The organism is Natrinema amylolyticum (assembly GCF_020515625.1).
Classification (GTDB): Archaea; Halobacteriota; Halobacteria; order Halobacteriales; family Natrialbaceae; genus Natrinema; species Natrinema amylolyticum.
The window spans coordinates 742,385-756,986 of the sequence record NZ_JAIWPJ010000001.1 but is presented as its reverse complement, the minus strand read 5'-3'; the positions used below and the strand labels follow the sequence as shown (position 1 = coordinate 756,986).

Sequence of the window (14,602 nt, the reverse complement as noted above, 5' to 3'; positions counted from 1 at the left end):
CATCGGTTCCCCGCAGACGCTGGCGTCGACGCTAGTCGTCGTTCGCCTGTTCGGGTGACTTCGACGCCGTCGGTTCGTGACCCGGCAGACAGACCAGATTCTCCCGTCCGAGCCGTAGTTTCGTGATCTGGCCGTCCTCCTCGAGATCGGCGAGTAGCCGGCTGACCTTGGCTTTCGACCAGTCGACCGAGTCGACGATATTCGACTGCTTCATCCGTCCCCCGTTATCTCGGAGGAGTTGCTGAACCCGCTCTCGATCGGTCACGAACTCCTCGCGAGTCGGCTCGGGTTCGTTCGCGAGCGATGCCGGCTCCTCGTATCGGTTGCGAGCGACGAGTATCCCACCGAGCACTGCGAGCGCGACCATGCCGGCGAGGGCCGCGAGATGAGCGCTCCCGTCCAGTTGGAGCGGCCGGCCGAATCCCGGGAGGAATCCGGACCACGAACTCGCGGTGATCGTGGACGCGACCGCACCACTGCTCGACGACTCGTACGCGTCGCGAAGAGTGGAACCCCGTCGTCGACTGCTCATGGCTGTGAACGGTCTATCATCGCGTGATTCATGTCCTGTACCGTCGTGATCGGTCTACAAATTGTTTTTTATAATACATATTCTGTTAGCAGTTCACCGGTATATCACGACAACTGTGAGTTCAATGCGAACGACGGATCGCACCCCGCGGGCTGCTCCGGAGTCACAACTCCCCTCGGCGGTGGGATCAGTCCGTGGCGACTCGAGGGCACGCTAATGAAACACTCGCCTGTCATGGTATAGGGAGCCTTTGCTCGACAGACTGAATAAACGCAACCGGACGTTTGGAACGGCTAGCGCGGATTCAGCCCGGATTTAGCCGGTAAGAAAACGTTGGCCTGATTCTCTCTCGAGCGAACACGACCGACCGTACCGCCGATTCGGTGGCCTCTGCGTCGGGTTTCGCTCTCCTGTGCCAGTCCAATACGACGAGCGAACGCGATCGACGACTGTGAGAGTACCGGTCGAGTCGCCTCAGCTATACGACCCGCCGCCTCGGTTCGGCTCGAGCGGGGCCCCGGTCTCCGTCTCGGCCAGTTCCGGCCGGCCGCTGCCGACCAGTGACCGGATTCCGGACTCGAGGCCGACGTTGGCGTCGAACCCGAGATCGCGGCTCGCTTTCGACGTGTCCGCGCCGCTGTGTCTGATGTCGCCGGAGCGAGGGTCGCGGTGGGCGATCGTCGAGGCTGAGTCCGTGGCGTCGCGGACCGTCTCGGCGAGGTCCAGAATCGTCGTTCGCTGCCCCGTGCCGATGTTGTACGCTTCGCCGACCGCGTCGGTCGTCGCCGCCCGCAGGTTCGCCCGGACGACGTCGCTGACGTGGACGAAGTCGCGGCTCTGCTGGCCGTCGCCTTCGATCGTGATCGGCTCGCCCGCCCGCGCCTGCTCGAGGAACGTCGAGATTACCCCGCTGTAGGGCCCCTGCTGGCGCGGCCCGTAGACGTTGAAATACCGAAGCGCGACGGTCTCGAGCCCATACAGCTCCTCGTAGAGGCGGGCGTACTGGTCGAGCGCGAGCTTCTGGACGCCGTAGGGCGAGGTCGGGTTCGTCGGTGCCGTCTCCGGCACCGGCAACTCCTCGGGGTGGCCGTAGACGGCCGCGCTCGAGGCGACGACGACCCGCGCGTCCTCCTGACGGGCCTGCTCGAGGACTAATAGTCCCGCCTCGAGGTTCGTCCGATTGCTCTGGCGCGGGTCGTCGACGCTCTGGGTGACACTGACGAGCGCGGCGTGGTGGAAGATCACGTCGACGCCGCGGGCCGCCTCCTGGAGGGCTATCGGGTCGCGAACGTCGCCCTCGATGACCGTCACGTCGTCGGGGAGATAGTCGCGGTCACCGGTCGTGAAGTCGTCGAGCACTCTGACCTCGTTGTGAGGGACCAGGGCCTCGACGAGGTGGCTGCCGATGAAGCCCGCACCGCCGGTCACGAGGATCGTGCTGTCGCGTATCGCTGGCGAGTCCATTTCTGGACACGACCAGTTCCTCGCTGTTTAGTATCACACTCGTACCCTCGCCGCTCCGGTGCTCACTCGAGGAGAAGGCAGTGCCTACGGCTCCGACCGTCGGTGTCGATCGCGATAACGTATCAGTCAGAGCGCTCGTCGACTACGAGGGATGTCAATCGCGATCGGCCATTTCGCGTTCGGGGCGGCGATGACGACGCTGGTTGTCACGTATCTCGTTCCGACCGACCGGTATCCGCGGACGGTGATTCTGTTCGGCGGCGGGTGGGCGATGATTCCCGACTTCCACTGGGCCAGCCCGATCGCAGCGGAGCGACTGCGCGAACTCCATCGGACCTCCCCTGCAATGGATCTGTTCTGGCTGCACCGCACGTGGGACCGGATCGACCCGACCGATTCGAAGTCGATAGCTGCAGCGTTGCTCGCGTTTCTGATCGTCGCGACGGCGCTCGCGGAACGTCGCGACTATCGCGCTCCGGCGGCAGTCAGAACTGCGTATCAGGACCGGCTGGATTCCGACTCGATGGACTGATTTCACCTGACTTCTAGTAGATATAAGGATAGACAAGTCAACGGATAGAACGGAAGCCGGTCTCTAGAACGGGACGATTCGCAAACGTCCCGGGTGCTGGGGACACCCGAGACTTGGCTTCCAAACACGACCCGTTTGCAAGCCATGATTGCGTACATTCTAGCGAGATATAAACGTCCCGCACGGCGACAGAATCGCCCGACGCGACTAGCCTCGAGTCCGATACGGACGGCGAGTGGTGATCGAGATGTGTAGCGACCGTGAGGCGAGCGACGGCGACGAACCGTCCTCGCTCCCCGCCTGCCCGCGCTGTGGTGACCCGGTCCTGGTCTCCGTTGCCACCGGCCCGCATACCGGGACCGTCGGCCCCTGTGGCTGTTCGGTCCCGCCAGGTCTGCTCGCAGATCTGCGTGAGGACTAACCGAGGGTCGCGTTCGAACCCTCGGCGGCCACCCGGTCGGTCGGCGCTGTGATCGGAACCACCACCACACTACCGTCGCCGTCGACAGTGACTCTCGGGCGACCGGTCCGCAAGCGGGGGCTCGAGCGTCGATTTCTCGTAATCGCGTGGTCCTCGAATCGGCGCGGAGACGAGCCGTTTGGGGAAGCTATATGCGCCGCCCTCGGCAACTCCACGGCAATGACTGTGGATCTCGTCGTGCGCAACTGTACCGTCGTCACGCCCGCGGGGCGGACGCCCGACGCGGGCGTCGCCGTCGAGGACGGCACCATCGTCGCCGTCGGTCGGAGCGACCGGCTTCCCGAGGCGGACCGCGTCCTCGACGCCGAAGGGAACGTCCTGGTGCCGGGTATCGTCGACTGTCACATCCACAACCGCGAACCCGGCCTCGAGTACAAGGAAGACTGGGAGTCCGCGACGCGAGCGGCCGCCGCCGGTGGCGTGACGACCGTCGTCGGGATGCCCAACACGGATCCGGTCATCGACCGTCCCGAGCACCTCGACCTCAAGTTCGAACGCGGCGAGGCGTCGGCCCACGTCGACTTCCAGAGCTACGCCGTCGTCACGTCGGAGAACCTCGAGCTGATTCCCGAGATCGACGAGACCGGCCCGCTCGGGTTCAAGATCTTCCTGGGGTCGACGGTCGGCGACGTCCCGCCGCCGAACGACGGCGAGATCATCGAGGCGATGGAGCACATCCGCGAGACGGGCAAGCGCTTGGGATTCCACGAGGAGAACGGCGAGATAATCGACCACTACACGGAGCAGTTCCAGGCAGAGGGGAGAAACGAGCCGATCGACCACTCCCACTCGCGACCCGTGATCGCGGAGCAGGAGGCCGTCGAGCGGATGATTACCTTCGCCGAAGAGACGGGCGCGAAGATCCACATGTTCCACGTTTCGTCTGGCTCGGCCGCCGAGGCCGTCGCCCGCGGCAAGGACCGCGGCGTCGACGTCACCGCCGAGACGACCCCCCACTACCTCTGGTTCACCGAGGACGTCATGCGCGAGAAGGGCAACGTCGCGCGCGTCCAGCCGCCGATTCGGAACGCCGAGGAGCGCGACCGACTCTGGGAGACCGGCATCGACGACGGCGCGATCGACTGTATCGCCACCGACCACGCCCCCCACACGCCCGAGGAGAAGATGGTCGACGACCCATTCGGCAACACCTGGGACGCCATTTCGGGGTTCGTCGGCCTCGAGACCGAGGTCCCGGCCATGCTCAGCTTCGTAAATCAGGGGCGGTTCACGCTCGAGGAGTGGGTCCGCCGCCACTCGGCGCGGCCGGCGCAGGTCTGGGGGATGTACCCACAGAAGGGGTCGCTGCAGGTCGGTACCGACGCCGACTTCACCGTCGTCGATCCGGCCCTCGAGTGGACGCTCGAGGACCGAACGGAACTGCACTCGAAAAACTGCGTGACGCCGTTCGAGGGCGAGTCCTTCACCGGGAAAGCGGTCGCGACGGTCGTTCGCGGCGAGGTCGTGGCCGAGGACGGGACGGTCGTCGGCGAGTCTGGATACGGGACGCGCGTCGACATCGACTGAGGCCCGCTCCGGGGTCGCGCGATCGACAGCAATCGATCGCGGGGACGGTCGCCGTTTCCGATCACGGATCGTTTCTCTCAGCTCACTTCGATGGTTTTCAGTTCGTGAAAGTCGCGGTCGGTTTATATTCGGGTGCCATCCGTCTGCTCTCGATGAGGACCGCTCGCCATGACTGACGCAGCCTCCGAACCGAACGAGCGAGACGAATCGGACGAGACGACCGAGACGGACAAGACCGAGCGACTCAGATCGGTGTTCCTCTCCGTCACCGACGGTGACGCCGAACCGGTCGTCGAATCACAGCACGAAGACTCCCGCACGCGGGAAATCCGCGAGGACCGAAGCGACGAGGTCGTCGGCCCCGCGGAACACCACGGACTCGACGACGCGATCGACGACCCGGAACCCGTCTGATCGATCCCGCCCGACCCTGTGACGGTCCCTCGATGGATCTCACTGTCTCGAGTCCGTCGGTACCGGGCCGACGGTCGCGTTCTCCTGTGAAACTATGTATAATGGTAGTAAAAACTCAAGTACAGTAAACGTGAACAGATATGACGCGTCTGGTGTCCGCCGCTCAGTTTGCGATCGACGCGACCGGTCTGCGGAAACGGTTCGGGAACACGGTCGCCGTCGACCAGAGAACGGTCTACGGGTTTCTCGGCCCGAACGGGACGGGACAGGGAAGACGACCACGATGCGCAGTCACTCGAGGTCCGCACCCACAGCGTCTTCGACCGACGAAAACCCGTCGCGCTCGAGCAGCGCCACCAGCCCCCGATTGATCCGCGTCGCGGTCGACGGCCCCTCGTAGACGAACCCGGTGTACAACTGGACGAGCGAGGCACCGGCGCGGATCTTCGCGTAGGCGCTCTCGGCGGAGTCGACGCCGCCGACGCCGATGATCGGCAGCTCGCCGTCAGTGTACTCCGCGAGCGAACGGATGACGGCCGTCGAGCGATCCGCGAGCGGCTTCCCGCTGAGTCCGCCCCACTCCTCCTGGCGGGGCGACGCGAGGCCGTCGCGGCTCGTCGAGGTGTTCGTCGCGACGATCCCGTCGAGGTCGAACTCGCGGACGATGTCAACGAGATCGAAGACGGACTCCTCGGGCTCGTCGGGGCCGATCTTGACCAGGATCGGCACGTTCCGGTCGTTTTCCGCCTCGAGCGTCTCGAAGATTGCCCGCAGGTGCTCGGGCGATCCCTCGTCGAACTCGTCGGGCGTGTTCGGACAGGAGACGTTCACGACGACGTAGTCGGCGAAGGGCGAGAGCCGATCGAAGACGCGGCGGTAGTCCTCGATCGCCTCCCGTTCGGTCGAGGAGTTCATCTTTCCGATGTTCACGCCGAGCGGGAACCGCGGCGTCCCGTCGTCCTCGAGGCGCGATTTGACGCGTTCCATCCCCTGGCCGTTGAACCCCATTCGGTTGACCATCGCCTCGTCCTCGCGCAGGCGGAAGAGCCTGGGCCGGTCGTTCCCCTCCTGAGGATAGGGCGTGACGGTCCCGATCTCGACGAAGCCGAAGCCGAGCGCCTCGAGGGCGTGGGTCACTTCGGCGTTCTTGTCGAAGCCGGCGGCGATACCGACCGGGTTCGGAAACGTCGTGTCGAACAGATCGACTTCCAGGGCGGGATCCTCGTACCCGTAGGCGTAGGACAGCGCCGTCCGCGTCGCCCGGGTCGACTGCGCCGCCCGGAGCGTCCGTTTGCCCAGGTCGTGGGCCGTCTCGGCCGGCAGTTTGAACGCGAGGGGGCGAACCCGCGAATACAGCGTCATTGTCGGGACGTGGGGGCGGCCGACAGGTAAACGTCTCGAAGCGCTCGAGGCGGGGACCGAGCAGACACTTCGGGAGCGGTAGCTCAGAGCGACTCCAGGACGTCGCCCACGTCCGAGACGGTGCGCAGGTCGTCGAGTGCCGCCAGCGCGTCGTCGACCGCGACCGAACCCGGCGCGCGCTCGGCGCACATTCGGAACTTCTCGCGCAGTTCCTCGTCGGAGAGGGGATCGTCGTGCGTTCCCGGCGGCCGTTCTCGCGTGCGCTCGTCCGTCTCGCCGTCGCGGGTCGTCACCGCGACGCGGGCGGCGTTGGAATCGTACGGCAGGTCCTCGTCGACGGTCAGCGAGACCCGTTCGCGGACGGTCTGGACCGCCGACTCGTCGATCGCCTCCTCGTCGAAGGCGGCGAGTCCGACCCGACGACGGGCGATCGCGCTCCCGATCAGGTACGGCATCGAGAACTTCGCCTCGAGCCCCGTGTCGGGGTCGTCGTGGGCGAGCGCGTCGGCCGCGCCCCGGGACGCGGTCACGACCACGTCGTCGATCTCGTCGGCCCCGAGATCGCACTCCTCGGCGAGTCCGATCGCGGCGTAGATCGCAGCGTGGGTGTAGTAACAGCACGGATACTTCTTGACGTCGATACCGTCCTCGAGCAGCGCCCACCGCTCGCCGAGGTCGGGGAGTCGCTCGAGATCCGGCTCGCCGTCGCCCCGATAGAGGTCGAAGAAGCCACGGTCGCCGTCGATCGCTCGCGAATCTGCGGTCGCGCCCTCGGCGGCGAGCAGGGCCGCGGTCGTCCCCGAGCGGGCGGCCTGGCCCGCGTGGATCGGCTTGGTCGTCGTCCCGAAGTTACGCTTGAGACCGGCCGGCATCGAGGCGGCGATCGAGAGCGTGCGTTCGGGCGAGAGTCCGAGCAGGTTCGCGACGGCCGCCGCAGCGCCGAAGAGGCCGATCGTCGCGGTGGCGTGCCAGCCGCCCTCGTAGTGGCCGGGACTGATCGGTCTCGAGAGGTAGTTCTGCGCTTCGAAACCGGCGACGAATGCGGTCAGCAGCTCTCGTCCCGTCGCGCCCTCCCGTTCGCCGACGGCGAGCAGCGGCGCGACCATGGGGACGCTCGGGTGGCCGTCCATCGCCGCCAGCGCGACGTCGTCGAAGTCCAGCGCGTGACCGGCGGTCGCGTTCGCGAAGACGGCGTCGGACAGCGGTGCCCGTTCGTCCCGGCCGAGGATCGTCGTCTCTCCGATTCCGGTGTCGACGGTCGCAGTCGCGATTTCGCCCCCGTCAGCGCCCGCTCCCGCGAGCGTCACGCCGACGGTATCGAGGATCGCGCGTTCGGCCAGCCGATGCGCGTCGTCGGGAACGTCGTCGTCCGAGAGCGAACTCACGAACGCCGCGAGATCGGCGGTAACGCCGCTTGTGTCTGTCATAGCTGTTCGTCTACCGAGGAGCGTTATAATCGTGGTCCCCGTCTCTCGGTGCCCGCCCTCGCGGCAGTGAGTCTCGCTCGAGGCCGCGTCGAAATTCCGCCCGAGGCTCCGATCGGCGGCCCGGCTCGGAACGGACATTGGAACGACAAATGCTAGTAATATCCAGATTAAAAAGACAAATGTCTAGTTCTAGAACGATAAGTACAATAAATATGCACAAAGTATTTGCCGGGCGGATCGACAGAATTCATTCGAAGTAACGAATGTCTGTCTTCGATGAACTCCTCGACAAAATCGGGATCGGTCGCGAATCGACCGAGCGAACGGCCGTCCACTACGAGTGCCGCCGGTGTGGAACGACGCTCTCGAGACGGGATCGCGCGTGCCCGTCGTGCGGTTCGGAAGAGGTCGCAGCCATCCCGCTGTAACGCACCCCGCCCCGAACGACGTCTCTCGCGGCCGGCGGCGCGAATCGCTCGGGTATCGCGCTCGCCGATTCAGATCACGTCGGACTCGCGCAATGCTTCGCGCTCCTCGCTCGAGTAGCCCAGCGCCTCGAGCACGTCGTCGGTGTGTTCGCCCAGGTCCGGCATCGGCTCGGCGGCGAACTCGAGCTCGCTGGCGTCGATCGGGGTATCGACGTAGGGCACCGGACCCGCCTCGGTCTCGAGTTCCTTCACGAGGTCTAAGTGCTCGGTCTGGGGGTGATCGAGCACCTCGTCGAGCCGGTTGACGTCCCCCCACGGAATGCCGGCTTCGGTCAAGCGGTCGGCCCAGTAGTCGCGCGGTTTTTGGGCGATGAGATCCTCGAGCATCGGCTCGAGCGTCTCGCGGTTTTCGACGCGCTTTTCGTTCGTCTCGAAGCGCTCGTCCGCGAGGAGGTCGGGTCGCTCGAGGACGGCCTCGCAGAGCAGTTCCCAGTGGGCCTCGCTGAGGACGGCGAAGTTGACGTACCGATCGTCGGCCGTCTCGTGGGGCCCGTAGGGGGTCAGCAGGTGGTGGCGCATCCCGATTCGCTCGGGGAGTTCGTCGTTGTGCCAGTACTTCTGGGGGAAGTAGCCGAGCCACGAGAGCATCCCGCCGAACATCGTGACGTCGAGGTCCTGGCCCTCGCCGGTCCGCTCGCGGTGGAAGAGCGCGAGCAGCGCGGAGATCGTGCCGTAGGTCGCCGCGTTGATGTCGCAGACGCTCAGCGGGATCTTCGCCGGCGCGTCCGGCGAGCCGTTCATCAGGATCAGGCCGGTCTCGCCTTGCATGACCATATCGTAGGCCTTCCGGTCGCTGTAGGGACCCGTCCGGCCGTAGCCCGAGATGTTCAGGTAGATGACATCGTCGTTGCTCTCGGCGACGTCCTCGTAGCCGACGCCGAGCCGTTCGACCACGCCCGGCGAGTAGTTCTGGACGACGATATCCGCCTCCTCGGCCAGTTCGTGAAAGATTTCGAGCCCCTCGTCGGATTTGAGGTTCAACTCGATGCTCAGCTTGTTGCGGTCGACCCAGACGTGGGCCGAGGAGTCGCCGTCCACCACCGAGTCCCAGTGGCGGTTGACGTCGCCCACGTCGGGGCGCTCGACCTTGATCACCTCCGCGCCGAAGTCGCCTAGCATCCGGGTGCAAAGCGGCGCGCTGATTCCGCTCTCGAGGCTCAGGACCGTGATATCGTCGAGCGCGAGCATTACAGATCCTCCGGCTGCGTGCCGATTCCCTCGAGCCAGCCCGGCGGCTTCGCCGCCGAGGGCTCCGCGTGCTCGCGTTTCAACACCATGGGCGTGCGCTCTAAGCTGAGTACGAGATCGCCGTGCTGATTGTACGCCCGGAGTTCGGTCTCGACGATGCCGACGTGATCGCGGGACTCGAGTTCCCGCTTGCTCAAGACCTCGCTCTCGGCGAAGATGGTGTCCCCGTGGAAGACCGGCTCGTGGTGGCGGATGTCGTCGTAGCCGAGGTTCGCCGTCGCGTTCACGGAGACGTCGATGACGCTCATCCCGACGGCCAGGGCGATGACGAAGGTGCCGTCGACGAGGCGCTCGCCGAACTCCGTCTCCGCGGCGTAGGCCTCGTTGAAGTGCATCGGGTTGAGGTTCATCGTCACGTTCGTCATCCAGACGTTGTCCGTCTCGGTGACGGTCCGGCCGAAGGGATGTTTGTAGACGTCGCCGACCGCGAAGTCCTCGTAGTAGCGGCCGTGCCAGCCTTCGACGAGCCGTTTATCGGTCGATTCCGCCGTTTCGTCGGTATCGGTATCGTCTGTCATTGGTATGGGTCGTGATCGGTCTCGCGGTCCGGTGTCGGTACTCAGTACGAACGGGGGAGTCCGAGGACGTTCTCGCCGATGTAGTTCAGGGCGAGTTCCTGCGTGATCGGTACCAGCCGAGTCAGTCGGGCCTCGCGGAAGTAGCGCTCGACGTCGTACTCCGTCGCGATGCCGAACCCGCCGTGGGTCTGGACCGCGGCGTCGGCCGCCTCGTAGGCCGCGTCGGCCGCGAGGAACTTCGCCGCGTTCGCGTACGCGCCGAGGTCCACGTCCTCGTCGGATGCCGCTCGGTCGGCCGCGTTGTACGTCAACTGCTTCGCCGCCTGGAGCCGCGCGTAGGCCTCCGCTAGCGGGTGCTGGATCGCCTGATTCGATCCGATCGCGCGGTCGAACACCTCGCGATCGTTCGCGTAATCGACCGCCCGCTCGAGCGCCAGCCGTCCCAGCCCGATGCACTCGGCGGCGATGACGAGCCGTTCCTCGTTTAACCCGTCCAGCACCTGATAGAACCCCTCGCCCTCGACGCCGATCAGATTCTCCGCGGGCACGCGCAGGTCGTCGAACCAGAGTTCGAACGAGTGGACGAAGTCGCTCGCCGATTTGGGGATCGCCTCCATCTCGAGTGCGCCCTGCTCGTGGGCGTCCGCGAGATCGACGAGGAACATCGAGATGCCGTGCGTTCGCTTCTCGACGTCCTCGAGCGGCGTCGTGCGCGCGACGAGGACGATGTAGTCCGAGACGTCGACGCGGGAGGTCCAGATCTTCTGGCCGTTGATCACGTACTCATCGTTCTCCTTCTCCGCGCGCGTCTCGATCGCCGTCGAGTTCGATCCGGCGTTGGGCTCGGTGAGGCCGAACGCCTGAATCGATTCGTCGCCGGCCGCGACGTCGGGAAGCAGGTCCCGCTTGATGTCCTCGCTCGCGTACTCGACGATCGGCACGGAGTTGTAGACGCCGCCGTGGACCGCCTGCGCGGCGCTGAATCCGCCGCCGTTCGCCGCGATCTCCTCCATCATAACGACCGTTTCCCGAGTTCCCATTCCCGCGCCGCCGTACTCTTCGGGGAGGAGGATCCCCATCCAGCCGTGGTCGGCCAGCGCGTCGACGAACTCGCGGGGGTACTCCCCGGCGTCGGCTCGCTCGCGCCAGTACTCGCGGTCGAAGTCCGAACAGATGTCGTGGATGCTCGAACGGACGAGCTGCTGGCTCTCGGTCAGCTCGACCGCGTCGCGCAGGAGTCGGGCCATCGGGTTATCCTCATTTAGTCGGGAGAAAAACGTTGCGCCGCCACCCCTCGATTTCCGGCACTTCAGACCTGTTATCTACGCTTCAAATCGATCTCGCACCCGCTCTCGGAGCGCCGTCTTTCGGACCTTCTCTCCGTTCGGTCCCGCCGTCGTCGGGAACGCCTCGACGAACTCGAACGCCTCGGGGACCTTGTAGTCGGCCACGCGGGATTCGAGGAACGTCTCGAGGGCGGCAGCGGTCGGCTCGTCGCCGTCGGACGCGGCGGGAACGACGAATGCGACCGGCACCTCGCCGTGGCGCGGATGCGGCGCGCCGACGACCTCGCACGATCGCACGTCGGGATGGTCCTCGATCGCGGTCTGGATCTCGGGCGGCGCGACGAGAAAGCCGCGTACTCGGAGCGCGTCGTCGAGCCGCGAGCGATAGGAGACGTAGCCGTCCGCATCGATTTCGGCGAGATCGCCGGTGTAGAACCATCTTCCGGAAGACGAGTCTTCCGACTCCCCGGTCGCTTCGCTCCCGGGGACCTCATCGTCGAAGGCCTCGGCGGTCGCCTCGGGCTTCCCGAGGTAGCCGTCCGCGAGGAGATAGCCCCGAATAGCGAGTTCCCCCTCCTCGCCGGTCGGCAGTTCCTCGCGCGTCTCGGGATCGACGATTTTCGCCTCGATATCCGGATGGATCGGCGGCCCGCCGACCCGTTTTCGTCGCTCGGCGGGATCGGCCGGATCGCCGACGAAGATCTGACTATTGGCCTCCGAGAGACCGTAGGGCTGGACCACAGGAAACCCGAACGTCGACTCGATGCGCTCGAACAGGGCCTCGTCGAACCCCTTGCTGATGAAGCCGACGACCCCCTTGTCGACCGTCTCGACGCGCGACGCGTCGAACGCGTCGTGCTCGAGCATCCGTTCGAACATCACGCCGAGGCCGGTGAGATAGGTCGCGTCGTACTCGTCGACCAGCCGGATCGTCTCGCCGGGATCGAAGTGGGTCTGCGCGACGAGCGTTCCGCCCGTCGCGAGGACGCTGAAGAGCGTATTGTACCCCCAGATACCACAAAACGGCAGCGTCGCGACGCCGACGTCGTCCTCGGTCACGCCGAGGTGATCCGCCACGTGGGCGGAATGGTTCAACAGCGACCGACTCGACTGGAGACACCCCTTCGGATCGCTCGTCGTCCCGCTCGTGTAGAAGATCGCCGCCGGTGCCTCGGGGTCGGTCGCCGGCTCGAAGCCGTCCCCTACCCGTGACCGCCCCGTTTCCAGAACGTCGTCGTAGCCCCGAAGCGCCGGCAGGTCCGTCGACGGCTCGAGGCTCACGACCGCCTCGAGGTCCGGAACCGAGTCGGGATCGAACTCGTCGGGCGACTGCGCCTCGAGTTCGGGAACGGCCGTCGACAGCATTTCGTGGTAGTCCCGCCCGAGCAGTTCGTCTTCCGTGACGAGGACGCTCGCGCCCGAGTCCGCGAGCATATACTCGAGTTCGTGCGTCCGATAGCGGGTGTTGACGGCGACCATCGACGCGCCGAGGTACGAGGTCGCGAGCTGGCAGGCAATCCACTCGGGGCGGTTACCGAGCCAGACCGCGACGACGTCGCCGTCCGAGACGCCGAGGTCGGCGAGGCCGCGGGCGAGCGCACGACTCTCCGCGAGCAGGTCTCCGTACGTCCACGTCGCTCCGTCGAAGACGACGGCTCGACGGTCGGAGCGGGCCGCCGCGACCGCTGTGATCCCCTCGTAGATGGTCTCGTCTGGCCACGCGAGCATTCGTAACAGGTGTGGTATCGAAGACCACGGATAAAACGGTTGTGCGCCCACGGACCGTCGATCCGGTGCCCGTCGGCCGTCGTGCTCGCTCAGCTTTCGTCGCGGATCCGCTCTGCATCCGGACCGAACGCCGACTCGAGCAACTCGGGGACGGTCTCGGGTGTCACGTCCGAGTACCAGGTGTTTCGCGGCTGGATCGAAATCGCGGTGCCGCCCTCGCTGCACAGCCCGAGACACGAGGTCTCGCTGACCGAAACGGCCGTCCAGAAAGCGTCGCGCTCCCGTAACCAGTCTTTGACCGCCGCGACTGTCTCCTCGGCACCGACCGCGCCACAGCTCGCGTACTCGCCGTCGCGGTCGTTGGTACAGACGAAGACGTGCGCGTCGAGGCGCTCGCGGTGCTCTTCGGTCCGATCCTTCATGGGCTAGTGAGGAGGTCGTCGCGGCGCTCGGCGGCCGATCGGACGCCGGCTCGCGTCTGGAGCCAGCCGAAACAGCCGGCGACGAGCGTCCAGAGCGCGGCCTGACTCAGCACGGTCAGTCCGCGGAACGCGGTCACGAGATCGGCCGGCATCGCGCCGACCTCGACGATCATCGGTGCCGCGACCGCGGTGATCGCGACGAGGACGGCGATCGGGACTGCCGCTGTGACTACTCCGAGCGGACGGCTTCGAGCCGAGACGCGCCCGTAGCCGTAGATCGACGCGCCGGCGGTGATCGCGCCGACGGCCATCATGCCCGCGTAGATCGCGCTCCGGAGCGTGGGATCGAACGCCTGTTCGGCGCCCGGCGTCGCCGGCGGCAACACTAGCCACGGCGCGACCGAGACGGTGAGGAAGCCGGCCCCGGCCAGCACGTAGGGCTTGACCCGCCCGCGACCGGGCAGCGCCGGCTCGAGGAAGTAGAACGCGAGCGCGAAGGCTCCGCCGAGTAGAATCCCCCAGAGGACGCCGCTACCGACGCTCACGGCGGCGGTCGTCGCCTCGCTGACCGCGTGAGCGTGTTCGCCGGCGGCGTGTGCGTGCTCACCGGCCTCGTGGGCGTGTTCGCCGGCGTGAGAGTGGCCGCCGTGCTCGCCACCCTCGGCGAGCGTCTCCATGTAGCCGATCAGCGGGTTCGCGACGAGCGCCATATAGGCGCCGTATGCGATTCCCGCGACCGCCCCGGCGAGCACGCCCCGCTCGAGGTAGTCGACGAGCATCAGTGACAGATGACGCCGGCCGCGTGCCGGAAGTTGTGCATCGAGTCGTGCGCCAGCGGCTCCTGGAGGAACAGCAGCGCGAACGTCAGCGCCGCGACGAACGCGAAGACGGCCAGCAACTGGCCGGTTGTGAGGTCGTCGCGCGCGGTCCCGATTCGATCGTGAACGGTTTCAGTCGTCGTCATGCAAGTCAGTTTTCTCTACTGAAAGTCCGATTGTAAAACTACCGATCGTCAAGCGGCAGTCGCAGGTCTCGTTCGCGCTGACCGTTCGGTCGGGACGGGACCTGAAAACGACGAATGATCGGACCGAATCCGTCGGATCGGATGACTGCTGGCGCATAACGAAATCGTTTTCCTACGGCTACCGCTTGGTTCGACTAACAACCAGAGTC

General features: G+C 66.0%; 16 protein-coding genes. 5 read left to right on the top strand and 11 right to left on the bottom strand.

The window, feature by feature from the left end:
- Positions 1-31: 31 nt before the first annotated feature.
- The gene (locus LDH66_RS03795; protein ID WP_226479743.1) at positions 32-532 is read right to left on the bottom strand and encodes a helix-turn-helix transcriptional regulator; all 501 of its coding nucleotides are present in this window, start codon (positions 530-532) and stop codon (positions 32-34) included.
- A gap of 474 nt (positions 533-1,006) precedes the next feature.
- Positions 1,007-1,996 carry an NAD-dependent epimerase/dehydratase family protein gene (locus tag LDH66_RS03790; RefSeq protein WP_226479742.1) on the bottom strand — a complete coding sequence of 330 codons (990 nt, stop codon included), beginning with the start codon at positions 1,994-1,996 and terminating at the stop codon, positions 1,007-1,009.
- Between the two features lie 151 nt (positions 1,997-2,147).
- Here LDH66_RS03790 and LDH66_RS03785 point away from each other — a divergent pair, with 151 nt between their 5' ends.
- The 4 genes from LDH66_RS03785 (at position 2,148) to LDH66_RS03770 (ending at position 4,950) form a co-directional block, all read left to right on the top strand.
- Positions 2,148-2,528: a hypothetical protein gene (locus LDH66_RS03785; RefSeq protein WP_226479741.1), complete on the top strand. Its 381-nt coding sequence runs from the start codon at positions 2,148-2,150 to the stop codon at positions 2,526-2,528.
- Positions 2,529-2,775: 247 nt separating this feature from the next.
- Positions 2,776-2,949 (top strand): hypothetical protein, encoded by a 174-nt coding sequence (locus tag LDH66_RS03780; protein WP_226479740.1) that lies wholly within the window; start codon positions 2,776-2,778, stop codon positions 2,947-2,949.
- 219 nt (positions 2,950-3,168) lie between these two features.
- On the top strand, positions 3,169-4,536 hold the full coding sequence (gene allB, locus LDH66_RS03775; RefSeq protein ID WP_226479739.1) for an allantoinase AllB: 1,368 nt from the start codon (positions 3,169-3,171) through the stop codon (positions 4,534-4,536).
- A gap of 168 nt (positions 4,537-4,704) precedes the next feature.
- Positions 4,705-4,950, top strand: a complete 246-nt coding sequence (locus tag LDH66_RS03770; protein ID WP_226479738.1) for a hypothetical protein — start codon at positions 4,705-4,707, stop codon at positions 4,948-4,950.
- A gap of 291 nt (positions 4,951-5,241) precedes the next feature.
- On the opposite strand, the gene LDH66_RS03760 is transcribed toward LDH66_RS03770, so the two are convergent.
- Together LDH66_RS03760 and LDH66_RS03755 are read right to left on the bottom strand one after the other, a co-directional pair.
- The gene (locus LDH66_RS03760) at positions 5,242-6,312 is read right to left on the bottom strand and encodes a quinone-dependent dihydroorotate dehydrogenase (RefSeq protein ID WP_226479737.1); all 1,071 of its coding nucleotides are present in this window, start codon (positions 6,310-6,312) and stop codon (positions 5,242-5,244) included.
- An 83-nt stretch (positions 6,313-6,395) separates the two neighbouring features.
- Complete coding sequence (locus tag LDH66_RS03755; protein WP_226479736.1) at positions 6,396-7,739, bottom strand: MmgE/PrpD family protein; 1,344 nt, start codon at positions 7,737-7,739, stop codon at positions 6,396-6,398.
- A 263-nt stretch (positions 7,740-8,002) separates the two neighbouring features.
- On the opposite strand from LDH66_RS03755, the gene LDH66_RS03750 reads away from it, so the two are divergent.
- Positions 8,003-8,167: a zinc ribbon domain-containing protein gene (locus LDH66_RS03750; protein ID WP_226479735.1), complete on the top strand. Its 165-nt coding sequence runs from the start codon at positions 8,003-8,005 to the stop codon at positions 8,165-8,167.
- 69 nt (positions 8,168-8,236) lie between these two features.
- Here the strand turns inward: LDH66_RS03750 and LDH66_RS03745 are convergent, their stop codons facing one another.
- The 7 genes from LDH66_RS03745 to LDH66_RS03715 form a co-directional block, all read right to left on the bottom strand.
- Positions 8,237-9,415, bottom strand: a complete 1,179-nt coding sequence (locus tag LDH66_RS03745; protein WP_226479734.1) for a CaiB/BaiF CoA transferase family protein — start codon at positions 9,413-9,415, stop codon at positions 8,237-8,239.
- A complete protein-coding gene (locus LDH66_RS03740) occupies positions 9,415-9,993 on the bottom strand; it encodes a MaoC family dehydratase (RefSeq protein ID WP_226479733.1) in 579 nt (192 codons plus the stop codon). Before LDH66_RS03740 ends, LDH66_RS03745 begins: the two co-directional genes overlap by 1 nt.
- Before the next feature lie 41 nt (positions 9,994-10,034).
- Positions 10,035-11,240, bottom strand: a complete 1,206-nt coding sequence (locus LDH66_RS03735; RefSeq protein ID WP_226479732.1) for an acyl-CoA dehydrogenase family protein — start codon at positions 11,238-11,240, stop codon at positions 10,035-10,037.
- 75 nt (positions 11,241-11,315) lie between these two features.
- On the bottom strand, positions 11,316-13,007 hold the full coding sequence (locus LDH66_RS03730) for a class I adenylate-forming enzyme family protein (protein WP_226479731.1): 1,692 nt from the start codon (positions 13,005-13,007) through the stop codon (positions 11,316-11,318).
- 89 nt (positions 13,008-13,096) lie between these two features.
- Positions 13,097-13,429, bottom strand: a complete 333-nt coding sequence (locus LDH66_RS03725) for a (2Fe-2S) ferredoxin domain-containing protein (RefSeq protein WP_226479730.1) — start codon at positions 13,427-13,429, stop codon at positions 13,097-13,099.
- A complete protein-coding gene (locus tag LDH66_RS03720) occupies positions 13,426-14,208 on the bottom strand; it encodes a CbtA family protein (protein ID WP_226479729.1) in 783 nt (260 codons plus the stop codon). Before LDH66_RS03720 ends, LDH66_RS03725 begins: the two co-directional genes overlap by 4 nt.
- A complete protein-coding gene (locus tag LDH66_RS03715; protein ID WP_222918404.1) occupies positions 14,208-14,393 on the bottom strand; it encodes a CbtB domain-containing protein in 186 nt (61 codons plus the stop codon). The genes LDH66_RS03720 and LDH66_RS03715 overlap by 1 nt, the downstream gene beginning before the upstream one ends.
- Between the last annotated feature and the right edge of the window lie 209 nt (positions 14,394-14,602).